The organism is Streptomyces sp. NPDC005805, assembly GCF_040630445.1.
GTDB lineage: Bacteria > Actinomycetota > Actinomycetes > Streptomycetales > Streptomycetaceae > Streptomyces.
Genome location: NZ_JBEXXN010000016.1, coordinates 1 through 13,590 on the forward strand (window position 1 = coordinate 1; position 13,590 = coordinate 13,590).

General features: G+C 73.9%; 16 protein-coding genes. 5 read left to right on the plus strand and 11 right to left on the minus strand.

The features are described 5' to 3' along the window. Window positions 1-136: 136 nt before the first annotated feature. Genes hisF through hisD form a run of 8 tightly spaced genes read right to left on the minus strand, consistent with a single transcriptional unit; the run spans window position 137 to window position 5,999 of the window. On the minus strand, window positions 137-892 hold the full coding sequence (gene hisF, locus ABZ457_RS11615) for an imidazole glycerol phosphate synthase subunit HisF (RefSeq protein ID WP_359156530.1): 756 nt from the start codon (window positions 890-892) through the stop codon (window positions 137-139). After that, a complete protein-coding gene (locus tag ABZ457_RS11620; RefSeq protein ID WP_359156532.1) occupies window positions 889-1,374 on the minus strand; it encodes a RidA family protein in 486 nt (161 codons plus the stop codon). The genes hisF and ABZ457_RS11620 overlap by 4 nt, the downstream gene beginning before the upstream one ends. Next, window positions 1,371-2,111 carry a bifunctional 1-(5-phosphoribosyl)-5-((5-phosphoribosylamino)methylideneamino)imidazole-4-carboxamide isomerase/phosphoribosylanthranilate isomerase PriA gene (gene priA / locus ABZ457_RS11625; protein WP_359156534.1) on the minus strand — a complete coding sequence of 247 codons (741 nt, stop codon included), beginning with the start codon at window positions 2,109-2,111 and terminating at the stop codon, window positions 1,371-1,373. Before priA ends, ABZ457_RS11620 begins: the two co-directional genes overlap by 4 nt. Then, entirely contained in the window at window positions 2,108-2,749 is a 642-nt protein-coding gene (gene hisH, locus ABZ457_RS11630; protein ID WP_359156536.1) for an imidazole glycerol phosphate synthase subunit HisH, read from the minus strand. Before hisH ends, priA begins: the two co-directional genes overlap by 4 nt. Window positions 2,750-2,754: 5 nt before the next feature. Next, entirely contained in the window at window positions 2,755-2,922 is a 168-nt protein-coding gene (locus tag ABZ457_RS11635; protein ID WP_359156538.1) for a hypothetical protein, read from the minus strand. 4 nt (window positions 2,923-2,926) lie between these two features. Next, complete coding sequence (gene hisB, locus ABZ457_RS11640; protein WP_359156540.1) at window positions 2,927-3,520, minus strand: imidazoleglycerol-phosphate dehydratase HisB; 594 nt, start codon at window positions 3,518-3,520, stop codon at window positions 2,927-2,929. Beyond that, complete coding sequence (locus tag ABZ457_RS11645) at window positions 3,517-4,680, minus strand: histidinol-phosphate transaminase (RefSeq protein ID WP_359156542.1); 1,164 nt, start codon at window positions 4,678-4,680, stop codon at window positions 3,517-3,519. The genes hisB and ABZ457_RS11645 overlap by 4 nt, the downstream gene beginning before the upstream one ends. Further along, window positions 4,677-5,999, minus strand: a complete 1,323-nt coding sequence (gene hisD / locus ABZ457_RS11650; RefSeq protein WP_359156545.1) for a histidinol dehydrogenase — start codon at window positions 5,997-5,999, stop codon at window positions 4,677-4,679. Before hisD ends, ABZ457_RS11645 begins: the two co-directional genes overlap by 4 nt. 246 nt (window positions 6,000-6,245) lie before the next feature. Between hisD and ABZ457_RS11655 the strand changes: the two genes are divergently transcribed. From ABZ457_RS11655 to ABZ457_RS11675, 5 genes are all read left to right on the plus strand, one after another. Then, entirely contained in the window at window positions 6,246-7,859 is a 1,614-nt protein-coding gene (locus tag ABZ457_RS11655; RefSeq protein WP_359156547.1) for an oxidoreductase, read from the plus strand. 121 nt (window positions 7,860-7,980) lie between these two features. Next, window positions 7,981-9,006, plus strand: a complete 1,026-nt coding sequence (locus ABZ457_RS11660) for a hypothetical protein (protein WP_359156549.1) — start codon at window positions 7,981-7,983, stop codon at window positions 9,004-9,006. 5 nt (window positions 9,007-9,011) lie between these two features. Continuing rightward, window positions 9,012-9,752, plus strand: coding sequence for an LON peptidase substrate-binding domain-containing protein (locus ABZ457_RS11665; RefSeq protein WP_359156551.1), 741 nt, complete (start codon window positions 9,012-9,014; stop codon window positions 9,750-9,752). Window positions 9,753-9,838: 86 nt separating this feature from the next. Next, window positions 9,839-10,339, plus strand: coding sequence for a Cys-tRNA(Pro) deacylase (gene ybaK / locus ABZ457_RS11670; RefSeq protein ID WP_359156553.1), 501 nt, complete (start codon window positions 9,839-9,841; stop codon window positions 10,337-10,339). 128 nt (window positions 10,340-10,467) lie between these two features. Next, on the plus strand, window positions 10,468-10,941 hold the full coding sequence (locus ABZ457_RS11675; RefSeq protein WP_359156555.1) for a carboxymuconolactone decarboxylase family protein: 474 nt from the start codon (window positions 10,468-10,470) through the stop codon (window positions 10,939-10,941). 55 nt (window positions 10,942-10,996) lie between these two features. Here ABZ457_RS11675 and ABZ457_RS11680 read toward each other — a convergent pair whose 3' ends face one another. The 3 genes from ABZ457_RS11680 to ABZ457_RS11690 all read right to left on the minus strand — a co-directional run bounded on the left by ABZ457_RS11680 (window position 10,997) and on the right by ABZ457_RS11690 (window position 13,583). Then, a complete protein-coding gene (locus tag ABZ457_RS11680) occupies window positions 10,997-11,725 on the minus strand; it encodes an ABC transporter permease (RefSeq protein ID WP_359156558.1) in 729 nt (242 codons plus the stop codon). Window positions 11,726-11,790: 65 nt separating this feature from the next. Next, entirely contained in the window at window positions 11,791-12,603 is an 813-nt protein-coding gene (locus tag ABZ457_RS11685; protein WP_359156560.1) for an ABC transporter permease, read from the minus strand. A 5-nt stretch (window positions 12,604-12,608) separates the two neighbouring features. Continuing rightward, window positions 12,609-13,583 (minus strand): ABC transporter ATP-binding protein, encoded by a 975-nt coding sequence (locus ABZ457_RS11690; protein WP_359156735.1) that lies wholly within the window; start codon window positions 13,581-13,583, stop codon window positions 12,609-12,611. Window positions 13,584-13,590: the final 7 nt, after the last annotated feature.

The window sequence follows — 13,590 nt, forward strand, 5'->3', positions numbered from 1 at the left end:
GGCGACTTCCTCTTCGCCGGCCCGCCGATCCGGCTCCCGCCCCCGGGGGACGCTACCGGCCCGCCCCGGGACCGGAACCACCGGGTCCGCGCCCGCGCCTGTCCGGCCCGGGGGCGGACCGTCTCAGCGGGCCGTCTCAGCGGACCGGGTGCCCCGCGTCCCGCAGGGTGTCCTTGACCTGGCCGATGCGCAGGTCGCCGAAGTGGAAGACGGAGGCCGCGAGGACCGCGTCCGCGCCCGCGCCGATCGCCGGGGCGAAGTCCCCCAGCTTGCCCGCGCCGCCGGAGGCGATCACCGGGACGGTGACGTGCTTGCGGACGGCCGCGATCATCTCCGTGTCGTAGCCGTCCTTGGTGCCGTCCGCGTCCATCGAGTTGAGCAGGATCTCGCCCGCGCCCAGCTCCGCCGCCCGGTGCGCCCACTCGACCGCGTCCAGGCCGGTGCCCTGGCGGCCGCCGTGGGTGGTCACCTCGAAGGAGCCGGACGGGGTGCGCCGGGCGTCCACCGAGAGGACCAGGACCTGGCGGCCGAAGCGCTCGGCGATCTCGCGGATCAGCTCGGGCCGGGCGATGGCCGCCGTGTTGACGCCCACCTTGTCGGCGCCGGCGCGCAGCAGCTTGTCCACGTCCTCGGCGGAGCGGACCCCGCCGCCGACGGTGAGCGGGATGAAGACCTGCTCGGCGGTGCGGCGGACCACGTCGTAGGTGGTCTCCCTGTTGCCGGAGGAGGCGGTGATGTCGAGGAAGGTCAGCTCGTCGGCGCCCTCGGCGTCGTAGAGCTTGGCCATCTCGACCGGGTCGCCCGCGTCCCGCAGGTTCTGGAAGTTGACGCCCTTGACGACGCGTCCGGCGTCGACGTCCAGGCAGGGGATCACACGTACCGCGAGGGTCATGCGGCACCTCCGTCGGTCGCTCCGTCTTCGGGGGCGGCGGTCGCTTCGGTTGCCGCGGTCGCTTCTGTCGCGCCGGATGCGGTACCGCCGGTGGGGGCCCGGTACGCCTCGACCTCGACCTCCACCACCAGCGAGGGTTCGACGAAGCCGGACACGATCAGCATCGACGCGGCCGGGCGCACCTCGCCGAACAGCTCCTTGTGTGCGCGGCCCACATCCTCGACGTCCCGGGCATGCGTCAGATACATACGGGTGCGGACCACATCCGCGGCGCCCAGGCCGAATCGGGCCAGTGCGTCGAGGGCAACGCCGAAGGCCGTGCGGGCCTGCTCGTACGGGCCCCCGGCGACGATCTCGCCGTCCGCCACCGAGGTGCAGCCGGAGACCAGGACCAGGCCGTTGGGCAGGGCGACGGCCCGGGAGTAGCCGAAGGACTCCTCCCAGGGGGCGTCCGAGCCGAGGCGGCGCACCGATCCGGTCATTCCGCCACCGCCGCGGCCACCGCCGCGAGCGCCTCCTCCAGCGTGAACGCCTTGGCGTAGAGGGCCTTGCCGACGATGGCGCCCTCGACGCCCTCGGGGACCAGCCCGGCGAGGGCGCGCAGGTCGTCCAGGGAGGAGACCCCGCCGGAGGCGACGACGGGCTTGTCGGTGGCGGCGCAGACATTGCGCAGCAGCTCCAGGTTGGGGCCCTGGAGGGTGCCGTCCTTGGCGATGTCGGTGACGACGTAGCGGGCGCAGCCCTCGGAGTCGAGGCGGGCCAGGGTCTCGTAGAGGTCGCCGCCGTCGCGGGTCCAGCCGCGCCCGCGCAGGGTGGTGCCGCGGACGTCGAGGCCGACGGCGATGCGGTCGCCGTGCTCGGCGATGACCTTGGCGACCCACTCGGGGGTCTCCAGGGCGGCGGTGCCGAGGTTGACGCGGCGGCAGCCGGTGGCGAGGGCGGCGGCGAGCGAGGCGTCGTCGCGGATGCCGCCGGAGAGCTCGACCTTGATGTCCATGGCGGCGGTCACCTCGGCGATGACGCCGCGGTTGTCGCCGGTGCCGAAGGCCGCGTCCAGGTCGACCAGGTGCAGCCACTCGGCGCCGGAGCGCTGCCAGGCGAGGGCGGCCTCCAGCGGGGAGCCGTAGGAGGTCTCGGTGCCGGACTCGCCGTGCACCAGGCGGACGGCCTGGCCGTCGCGGACGTCGACGGCGGGAAGGAGTTCAAGCGTGCTGCTCACAGTGTTCCGATCCAGTTGGTGAGGAGCTGGGCTCCGGCGTCGCCGGACTTCTCGGGGTGGAACTGGGTGGCCCACAGCGCGCCGTTCTCGACGGCGGCGACGAAGGGTTCGCCGTGCGTGGACCAGGTGACCTTCGGGGCGCGGATGGCCGCGTTGGTGGTCTGGAGCTCCCACTCGCGCACCGCGTAGGAGTGCACGAAGTAGTAGCGCTCCTCGGGGCCGAGGCCGGCGAAGAGCTCGCTGTCGGCGGGGGCGTCGACGGTGTTCCAGCCCATGTGGGGGACGACGGGGGCGTCCAGCGGGCCGACCGTGCCGGGCCACTCGTCGAGCCCCTCGGTCTCGACCCCGTGCTCGATGCCCCGGGCGAAGAGGATCTGCATGCCGACGCAGATGCCCATGACGGGCCGGCCACCGGCCAGGCGGCGGCCGACGACCCAGTCGCCGCGGGCCCGCTTGAGACCGTCCATGCAGGCGGCGAAGGCGCCGACACCGGGGACCAGGAGCCCGTCGGCGTTCATGGCGGTGTCGTAGTCGCGGGTGATCTCGACGTCCGCGCCGACGCGGGCGAGGGCGCGCTCGGCGGAGCGCACATTGCCGAAGCCGTAGTCGAAGACGACGACCTTCTTCATTCCGCTCACTCCGCTCACTCCCAGATTCCCTGGATCCGCAGCACACCGGCGACCAGGCACATGAACGAGGCCCCGGCGAGGAGCACGATCACACCCCGGGGCATGCCCTGCTTGGAGAAGGAGTAGACGCCTCCGGCGAGGAAGAGTCCGACGACGATGAGGATGGTGGACAGACCGGTCATCGACTTACAGGGCGCCCTTCGTGGAAGGCAGGATGCCGGCCGCGCGCGGGTCACGCTCGGAGGCGTAGCGCAGGGCTCGGGCGAGGGCCTTGAACTGGCACTCGACGATGTGGTGGGCGTTGCGTCCGTAGGGGACGTGGATGTGCAGGGCGATCTGCGCCTGGGCCACGAAGGACTCGAAGATGTGCCGGGTCATCGTGGTGTCGTAGGTGCCGATCATGGGCGCCATGTTCTCGGGCTCGGTGTGCACGAGGTACGGGCGGCCGGAGAGGTCCACGGTCACCTGGGCGAGGGACTCGTCCAGCGGCACGGTGCAGTTGCCGAAGCGGTAGATGCCGACCTTGTCGCCGAGGGCCTGCCGGAAGGCGGCGCCGAGGGCGAGGGCGGTGTCCTCGATGGTGTGGTGGGTGTCGATGTGCAGGTCGCCGTCGGTCTTGACGGTGAGGTCGAACAGACCGTGGCGGCCGAGCTGGTCGAGCATGTGGTCGTAGAAGCCGACGCCGGTCGCGACATCGACCGTGCCGGTGCCGTCGAGGTCGATCTCGACGACGACCGAGGTCTCCTTGGTGGTCCGCTCCACGCGGCCGATGCGGCTCATGCGCTCTGCTCCTTCGGGGGTGTGGGGCCGTCCCCCACGAGGGACTTCACTTCACGGACGGCGGCGAGGAAGGCGTCGTTCTCCTCGGGGGTCCCGGCGGTGACCCGCAGCCGGCCGGGGACGCCGTTGTCCCGGACGAGGACGCCCTGGTCAAGGATGCGCCGCCATGCCTCGTGGGCGTCCTCGAAGCGGCCGAACTGGACGAAGTTGGCGTCGGACTCGGTCACCTCGAAGCCCATGCCGCGCAGTTCGGCGACCAGCCGGTCCCGCTCGGTCTTCAGCCGGTCGACGTAGCCGAGCAGGGTGTCGGTGTGCTCCAGCGCGGCCAGCGCGGTGGCCTGGGTGACGGCGGAGAGGTGGTACGGCAGGCGGACCAGCTGCACGGCGTCGACCACGGCCGGGTGCGCGGCGAGATAGCCGAGGCGGAGCCCGGCCGCGCCGAACGCCTTGGACATGGTGCGGGAGACGACCAGGTGGGGGCGGCCGTCGAGCAGGGAGAGCAGCGACTCGCGGTGGCTGAACTCGACGTACGCCTCGTCCACCACGACCAGCGAGGGCCGGGCGGCCTGCGCGGCCTCGTACAGGGCCTCGACGGTGGCCCGGTCCACGGCGGTGCCGGTGGGGTTGTTGGGCGAGGTGATGAAGACGACGTGCGGGCGGTGCTCGGCGATCGCGGCCGAGGCGGCGGCGGTGTCGAGGGTGAAGTCCTCGCGGCGCGGCCCGGAGATCCAGCCGGTGCCGGTGCCCCGGGAGATCAGCCCGTGCATCGAGTACGAGGGCTCGAAACCGATCGCGGTGCGGCCGGGCCCGGCGAAGGTCTGCAGCAGCTGCTGGATGACCTCGTTGGAACCGTTGGCAGCCCAGACCTGGGCGGCGCTCACCTCGTACCCGGTGGTGCGGGTGAGGTAGCGGGCCAGTTCGGTGCGCAGCTCGACCGCGTCCCGGTCGGGGTAGCGGTTGAGGTGGCGGGCGGCCTCGCGGACCCGTTCGGCGATCCGCTCGACGAGCGGCTCCGGGAGCGGGTACGGGTTCTCGTTGGTGTTGAGGCGGACGGGGACGTCCAGCTGGGGCGCGCCGTAGGGGGACTTGCCGCGCAGCTCCTCGCGGATGGGCAGGTCGTCGATGCCGAGGGGCGCCCGGGTGGCGGGGGTGGCGGTCACTGTCCGGGGACCTTCCAGTCGAAGCGCGCCTTCATGGCGGCGCCGTGCGCGGGCAGGTCCTCGGCCTCGGCGAGGGTCACCACATGGCGGGTGATCTCGGCGAGGGCGTCCCGGGTGTAGTCGACGACGTGGATGCCGCGCAGGAAGGACTGCACGGAGAGCCCGGAGGAGTGGCAGGCGCAGCCGCCGGTGGGCAGGACGTGGTTGGACCCGGCCGCGTAGTCGCCGAGGGAGACGGGCGCCCAGGGGCCGACGAAGATCGCGCCGGCGTTGCGGACGCGGTCGGCGAGGGCGGCCGCGTCGGCGGTCTGGATCTCCAGGTGCTCGGCGCCGTACGCGTCGACCACCGTGAGGCCGTCCTCGATGCCGGAGACCAGCACGATCGCGGACTGGCGGCCGGCGAGGGCGGGCTTGATCCGGTCCTCGACGTGCTTGGTCGCGGCGACCTGCGGGACGAGTTCGCGTTCGACGGCGGCGGCCAGTTCCTCGGAGTCGGTGACCAGGACGGCGGCGGCCAGCGGGTCGTGCTCGGCCTGGCTGATCAGGTCGGCGGCGACGTGCACCGGGTCGGCGGTCGCGTCGGCGAGGATCGCGATCTCGGTCGGGCCGGCCTCGGCGTCGATGCCGATACGGCCGGTGAAGTAGCGCTTGGCGGCGGCGACCCAGATGTTGCCGGGGCCGGTGACCATGTTCGCCGGGGCGCAGGACTCGGTGCCGTACGCGAACATCGCGACGGCGGTGGCGCCGCCGGCCGCGTAGACCTCGTCGACGCCGAGGAGGGCGCAGGCGGCCAGGATGGTCGGGTGGGGCAGGCCGCCGAACTCCTGCTGCGCCGGGGAGGCGAGCGCGAGGGAGGGCACCCCGGCCTCCTGCGCCGGGACCACGTTCATGATCACGGACGAGGGGTAGACGGAGCGGCCGCCGGGCGCGTACAGGCCGACGCGGTCGACCGGAACCCACTTCTCGGTCACGGTGCCGCCGGGCACGACCTGGGTGGTGTGGTCCTTGCGGCGCTGGGCGCGGTGGACGATCCGGGCGCGGCGGACGGACTCCTCCAGCGCCTCCCTGACCTCGGGGTCCAGCTCGGCGAGTGCCTTCTCCAGGGCCTCCTTCGGCACCCGGACGCTCTCCAGCTCCACGCCGTCGAAGCGGCGGGCGTACTCGATCAGCGCCGCGTCGCCCCGATGGTGCACGTCCTCGCAGATCGGGCGCACCTTCTCCAGGGCGGCCGCGACGTCGAAGTCGGCACGGGGCAGCAGCTCGCGCAGGGCGGTTCCCTCGGGGAGGGCGTCGCCGCGCAGATCGATTCGAGAGATCACGCGGTCAATTCTCTCAGACGCCCCGAGGCGTCCGTTTCCCGTATCAGTGGCTGATACGGGACGGGTCACGGACGGAGCCGGAACGACGGCGGACCGGAGGCGGAACCGCGCGTCACATCCGCACCGTCCCTCCCGGCGGCTCGATCGAGCCACCCCGTTTCCCTCGGGACGACCATCACCACTAGCGTTCAGGCCGTCACGCAGCGGGAAGAACGTCTGTACGAGCCAAGGAAGCGGAGGGCGGCAGTGACCGAGCCGCGCGACGGCGGGCCGCCGGAGGACCTGAGCCCGGCCGAAGCAGCCATGTGGAACGCCTACCGGAACGGCAGCACCCTCGATCTCAGCGACACCGACCCGCTGCAGAACAACCCCTTCTCCCCCTTCCCCTGGGGGCCGGAACGCATCGTGCGCGCCTCCGTGGTGGCCCGGCTGCTGCTGCACGGCCCGGAGGCGCGGCCCGGGCGGGTGGCCGCGCTGAAGCTCCGGGGCCTCCAGATCACCGGCACCCTCAAGCTCGCGGGCGGCAGCATCGCCCCGTACGTGGAGCTGAGCGGCTGCCGTTTCGAGAGCGAACTCCTCATGCCGGAGGCGCACTTCGCGACCGTGCGGCTGATCAGCTGCGCGATCCCGCGGATCGAGGCGGCCCGGCTGCGCACCGAGGGCGATCTGCACCTGCCGCGCTGCCGGGTGGACCACGGCATCCGGCTGACCGACGCGCAGATCGGCACGGATCTGCTGATGAACCAGATCCATGTACGGCCGGACCGGCGCGGCCGGGCGATCACCGCGGACGGGCTCTCGGTGGCGCAGGACCTCCAGGCGGAGCTGATCGAGACCTACGGGGAGGTGAGTCTGCGCGGCGCCAAGATCGGCGTGTCGCTGAGCCTGCGCGGCAGCCGGCTGCGCGCGGCGGCGGACCGGCGGGCGCTGAACGCGCCGCAGCTCAGTGTGGAGCGGACGCTGTATCTGACCGGGGCGTGGGTCAGCGAGGCGACCGGCAACCAGGGGGCCACTCCCCCGTTCGGCACGGTGACCGGCGGCGCGGCGGGCGGGGCGGCCGGGCGCGGGTCGCGGCTCCAGCCCTTCGAGTGCCACGGCGGGGTACGGCTGGACGACGGCCGCTTCGGCGACTCCGTCGACCTCAACGGCGCGCGGTTCCTGCTCGGACCGCGCGAGGAGCTGTCGCTGCGCCGGATCACCTCGCCTGAGCTGCGGTTCAACGCGGAGCGGCCCGAGGAGGGCCGGGTGGTCCTCAACGGCGCCAAGGTGGTCACCCTGATCGACCTGGCGGCGAGCTGGCCGGGGCCGGGCGGACTGGCGATGAACGGCTTCGTCTACGAGAACCTGGTGCCGCAGGAGGAGTTCCCGCTCTCCCGGCGGCTGGAATGGGTCGCCTCGGCCACCCCGGAGTACTCCCCGGAGCCGTACGAGCGCCTGGCGACCGTGCTGCGCAACAGCGGGGAGGACGCGGACGCGCGCGAGGTGCTGCTGGCGAAGCAGCGGCGGCGGCGCGAGACCCTGCCGCTGGCGGCGAAGCTGTGGGGCTTCCTCCAGGACTGGACGGTGGCCTACGGCTACCGGCCGGGGCGGGCGGCGCTGTGGATGGCGGTGCTGTGGGGGGTGGGGACGCTGACCTTCGCGCAGGTCGATCCGCCGCCGTTCAAGAAGGAGGAGCACCCGGTGTGGAACCCGGCGCTCTACTCCCTGGACCTCCTCATCCCGGTGATCAATCTCGGCCAGGACGGCTACTGGAGACTTGACAGCAGATGGCAGTGGGCCGCGGCGGCACTGGTGTTGCTGGGGTGGATTCTGGCGACCACCGTGGCGGCCGGGGCGTCCCGGCTCCTGCGGCGCAGCTGAGGTTCCCGGGACACGGGAGACCACTTCCTTTACCTTCTCTTGACCTGCTCCCGGGCAACCTTCCCGCCGCCACCAAAGCTTCACAGCGACCCTCTGGCGCCTGGTTCACCTGCGGTTTTCAATGGTCCGCACCATGTCTCTGCTGCGAGCCGCGATGCGCACCGCGCGCATGATCCGGCATACCCCCCGGCTGTCCGACGGCCTCGTACCGGACGACGCGGTGCTGCTCGACGCCCCCGACGCCCGCCTCGGCCCGGCCCTGGTCGCGGCCGCCGACGGCGCCTTCGGACAGGTCGCGGCGCTGCTCGCGACCACACGGAATTCAGCCGAATGGGAGACCCGGGACCGCTATGTGCTGCGGCTGGCCGCGTTCGCCCGGAACCGGGACGCCTGGCTCGCCGACTGGCTGCGCGCCGCGCCCCGGGACGCCGACGCGCTGCTGGTGAAGGCGCAGCTCGCGGTGGACCGCGCCTGGGAGTCCCCGGCCCGCGCCGAACGGCTGCGCGAGCTGGGCCCGTTGATCGACGCGGCGGCCCTGGCCGCGCCCGGGGACCCGGTGCCCTGGCGTCTCGCCCTGGACCACGCCCGGGGCACCCACGCCTCGCACTCGGCCTTCGAGACCCTGTGGGAGCAGGCCCTGCGCCGTTCCCCGCACCACTACGGCTGCCATGTGGCGGCCCTGAAGTACCTGTCCGCGCAGTGGTACGGCTCGCACCGGGAGTGCTTCGCCTTCGCCGAGGACGCCGCCCTGGACGCGCTGCCCGGCTCGCTGGTGCGGGCGCTGCCGGTGCGGGCGGCCTTCGCTCAGCTGATGACCGGCCAGGTGGCGACCTCGGTGCAGGCCGACCGGGTGGAGGCCGCCGCCGACCTGGCCATCGAGCTGTCCGCGGACTACGCGCCCGGCGATCCCTGGCCGGCCGAGGTCCGCAATCTCCTCGCCCATGTCCTGGTGGCCCGGGGCCGGTGGGCGGACGCCCTGGAGCAGTTCCGGCGGATCGGCCCCTACGCCACCTCCTTCCCGTGGACCGCGGTCACGGAGGACCCGCTCGGCCAGTTCCTGCGGGTGCGGGACGCGGTGCGGATCGAGGTCGCGTGCGGGATGCCCCTGCGCGGGGTCCGCCGCCGGCCGGCCGGCCATTACGCTTGACCGCTGTGACCACCGCTCGCCTGCCCCTCTTCCCCCTGAACACGGTGCTGTTCCCGGGCCTCGTGCTGCCGCTGAACGTCTTCGAGGAGCGTTATCGCGCCATGATGCGCGAGCTGCTGAAGGCGGACGAGGAGGAGCCCCGGCGCTTCGCCGTCGTCGCCATCCGCGACGGCCGGGAGGTGGCCCCCACCCTCCCCGGTATGCCCGACCCGACGGCGGTCCGGGACCTCGGGCCGGCGGCGGGCTTCGGGGCGGACCCGATCCAGGCGTTCCACCGGGTGGGCTGCGTCGCGGACGCGGCGACGATCCGGGAGCGGGCGGACGGCAGCTTCGAGGTGCTGGCCACCGGGACGACCCGGGTCCGAATCCTGTCGGTGGACGCGAGCGGGCCCTTCCTGACGGCCGAGCTGGAGGAGATCCCCGAGGCGGCGGGGGACGGCGCGGGCACCCTCGCCGAGGGGGTGCTCCGGGCCTTCCGCAGCTACCAGCAGCGGCTGGCGGGCGCGACCGAGCGCTCGCTCTCGACGGGCGCCGAACTGCCGGACGACCCCTCGGTGGTGTCCTATCTGGTCGCGTCGGCGGCGAGGCTGGACATCCCGGCCAAGCAGCGCCTGCTCCAGGCCCCGGACACCGCGACCCGGCTGCGCGAGGAGCTGAAGGTGCTGCGCGCGGAGACGGCGGTGCTGCGGCATCTGCCCTCGCTGCCGGCGACCGAGCTGACGCAGCGGCCGACCAGCCCCAACTGACCGGCCGGCCCCGACCGGCCCGCCGGCTCCGGCCGGCAGGCCGGTCCACCGAGCAGCACCGACCGACGCGAGGGACGACGACCGACGTGGCGAAGAAGGCGCAGAAGCGGCAGCCGGGCGGCACCCCGGCGACGGTGGCCCTGGCGGCGGCCGGCACCCCGTACACCCTCCACTCCTACGAGCACGACCCCGCCTCCCCCTCCTACGGGGAGGAGGCGGCCGAAGCCCTCGGGGTCTCCCCGGAGCGGGTGTTCAAGACCCTGGTCGCGGACGTCGACGGCACCCTGACCGTGGCGGTGGTCCCGGTCGCGGGCCGGCTCGACCTGAAGGCACTGGCCACCGCGGTCGGCGGGAAGCGCGCGACGATGGCGGACCCGGCCGCGGCCGAGCGCACCACGGGCTATGTGCGGGGCGGCATCTCCCCGCTCGGCCAGCGCAAGCGGCTGCCCACGGTGCTGGACGCCTCGGCCTCGGCCCACGAGACGATCTGCGTCTCGGCGGGCCGCCGGGGCCTGGAGGTCGAACTGGCCCCGGACTCCCTGCGCACCCTGACCTCGGCGACCCTGGCCCCGATCACCCGGGCCTAGAAGGTGGGCGGACACCCGGAACACCCGGACGCCCGGGTGACGCGCGTCACGGCCGGGCCGTGTCACATCCCGGCCGCCCGTATCCGTCACAGGGGTGAATCCATCGACACGGCGAAGGAGCACCCACCATGGACGCCCGTCTCAACGTCCTCGCGAGCCCGACGGCCGGCAAGGTCATCAAGCACCTCGTCTCGGCGAACGCGGCGCTCTCGGACGCGGACCTGCCCACCGCGACGCAGGAACTGGTGAAGATCCGCGCGAGCCAGATCAACGGCTGCGGCTACTGCCTCGACATGCACACCAAGGAGGCCGAGGCGGCGGGCGAGACCGCCCAGCGGCTGCACCTCGTCGCCGCCTGGCGGGAGGCCACCGTTTTCACCGAGGCCGAGCGCGCCGCCCTGGAGCTGACGGAGCAGGGCACCCGGATCGCGGACACGGCCGGCGGGGTTTCGGACGAGGTCTGGGCGAACGCGGCCCGGCACTACGACGAGGAGCAGCTCGTCGCGCTGGTGTCCCTGATCTCCCTGATCAACACCTTCAACCGGCTGAACGTCATCACCCGCCAGCCCGCCGGCGACTACCGCCCGGGCCAGTTCGCCTGACCGTCCGGACCCGGTCCGCCGCCGGCGCGCGCTTGCGCCGGCGGCGGAGCCGTGTTCACGCGTCCCGCGGGGGCCACTGCTGATCCGCCCCGGGCGCGGGCCAGGCGTGCTCCGGCTCCGGGTCGTCCGGGGCGAAGAGGGCGGTGAGGCCCAGGTGGGTCACCATCGCGGTCAGCGACCAGGCCAGCAGCGCGCCCTTGGCCCGCAGCTGGAGGTACGCGTCGAAGGTGACGCCCTCACCGGCCTCGCGCGCCCGCGCGGCCACGTCCTGGCCGGGGCCGAGCCAGACGCCGATGCCCCAGCCGGCCAGCGAGGCCAGCAGCCCGCCGAGGGCGAGGGCCACCACCAGCGCGACACCGCCGCGCCGGCGGAAGAGGAAGACGGCCGCCGCGCTGAGCACACCCAGCCCGGCCGCCAGCAGGACGAACGTTCCGTCCGCCCCGATGGACTCCTCGCCCTCCGTGTTCTTGAGGAAGACCGCGGTGCCGTCCGAGACCAGGGGCACCCGGGGCGCGAGCCACAGCCACAGCAGCCCGAGGACCACACCGAGGACGGTGACACCGGCCAGCACGATCCCCGCGTCCCGCAGGTCCCGGCGCAGCTCCGCGCGCTTGGCCTCCGCGGCCTCCGGGCCGTCGCCCCAGGGCTTGCCGGGGGGCACCGGTCCGGCCTCCGGCGCCCGCCACGGATTGCCGCCCCCGCCCCCGTCTCCGTTCCCGTCGCCGGACGAGGACGACGAGGAGGAGGACGACGGCTGGTGCGGTGGCGTCAGAGGTGCGGTCACCCCGCCATCGTGCCAGGCCCGCCCGAGTGACGCCTCACCGGACCGGGCCCCCGCACGGGAGGGCCTCAGCGGACCGCGGCCCGCCGGTACGCCCAGGTCGCCACCGCCAGGGACACCACGCCGACGACCGCGCAGACCGTGAGGTCGACGGCGACCGCAGCCCAGTCCGGGTGGGCGTCGAAGGTACGCGCCAGGGCCTCGACCCCGTAGGTGGAGGGGAGCAGGTCGCGGGCGTAGGAGATCGGTCCGGGCATCCGCTCGGCCGGGAGGACGCCGAGCAGCAGGGCGGCCGACATCCCGAGCTGCCCCAGCAGGGTGGCCAGCTCCTGGCGCGGCGCGAGGAGTCCCAGCGCCGCGCCCAGCCCCGCGAGCGCGGCCCCGGAGAGGGGGACGACGGCGACGAGCACCCACAGGTGGGTCAGCGGCAGCCCGAAGAGGACCGACCCGGCCACGGCGGTGACGACGGTCCCCGGCACGGTGAAGGAGGCGTACGCGCCCGCCGCGCCGAGGACCACGGCCGCGGGCGGCACCGGCAGGGTCGCGTAGTGGTCGAGCCCGCCGCCGGCCCGGAGCTGCCCGAAGTACTGGGCGAGGAGGTTGAGGGCGACGAAGGCGACGACGAGGACGCTGGCACCCGCGACGACCGCCCGGGCCTCCGAGCCGCCGTCCACCACCCCGCGCATCAGGACCATGATCCCGACGGACTGGAAGGTGGCGACGAAGAGCAGCGGTATCCGCGCGACCCGGGCCCGGGAGAGCTGCGCCCGGTAGACCGCGGCGAGCGCGGGCAGCAGCTTGGCCGCGGGGGCGAGCGGCGCGGCGGTGCGCTCCCGCGTCCCGCCGCGCGCGGTGGTCGTCCCGAGGGACTCAGCGGACACGATGCTCACGCCTTGACCAGACCTTTCGTCGCATTTCCACCGAGGGCCAAGTAGACGTCCTCCAGGCTCGGGGTGGCCAGGGTGAAGTCGTCCAGCGCGGCGAACGCGGCACCGCCGGTCACGGCGGCGACGGCGGCCCGCGCGTGGTCGGGGGCCAGCCGCAGGACCCAGCGCCGCCCCGACTCCTGGGCGAGGTCGCGCAGGGCGGCGACCTCGGGGACGTCGATGGGCGCCCGCTCCCGCCAGACCAGTTCGACGCGGACCTCGCCGGCCACCCGCTCCTTCAGCCCGGCGGGGGTGTCGCAGGCGATGACCCGGCCGCGGTCCAGGACGGCGACCCGGTCGAGGACCGTCTCCGCCTCGATGACGTTGTGGGTGACGAGCAGGACGGTGGCGCCGTGCTGCTCCCGGCGGCGGTCGACGGCCGCCCAGACCGCGCGCCGGGCGACCGGGTCCATGCCGGTGGTCGGCTCGTCCAGGACCAGCACCGGCCGGTGGCCCACCAGGGCCGCGGCGAAGCAGGCGAGCCGCCGCTGGCCGCCGGAGAGGCGGCGGATGGGCCGGGAGGCGAGGTCGTCGAGTCCGAGTTCGCCGAGGACCGCGTCCCGCTCGGCGCGCGCCTCGGCCGCCGCGAGACCGCGCAGCCGGCCGGTGGTCTCGGCGGCGAGGGCGACGGTCATGTCGTCCAGGGCGGTGGACTCCTGGCCGAGGTAGCCGATCAGGCGGGCGGCCCGCTCGGGGTGCCGCACCAGGTCGTGGCCGAGGACCTCGACGCTGCCGGAGTCGGGGCGCATCAGCCCGGTGAGCTGGCGCACCACGGTGGACTTCCCGGCTCCGTTGGGTCCGAGCAGCCCGAAGATCTCGCCCTCCCGGACGTCCAGGCAGATCCCGTCGCTGGCCCGGACCTCGGGCGTCGCGGGCGTCCCCCGGCGTCCGCGCACGGCGGGGTACGTCTTGACCAGGTCCCGCACCACGCACACCGTACTC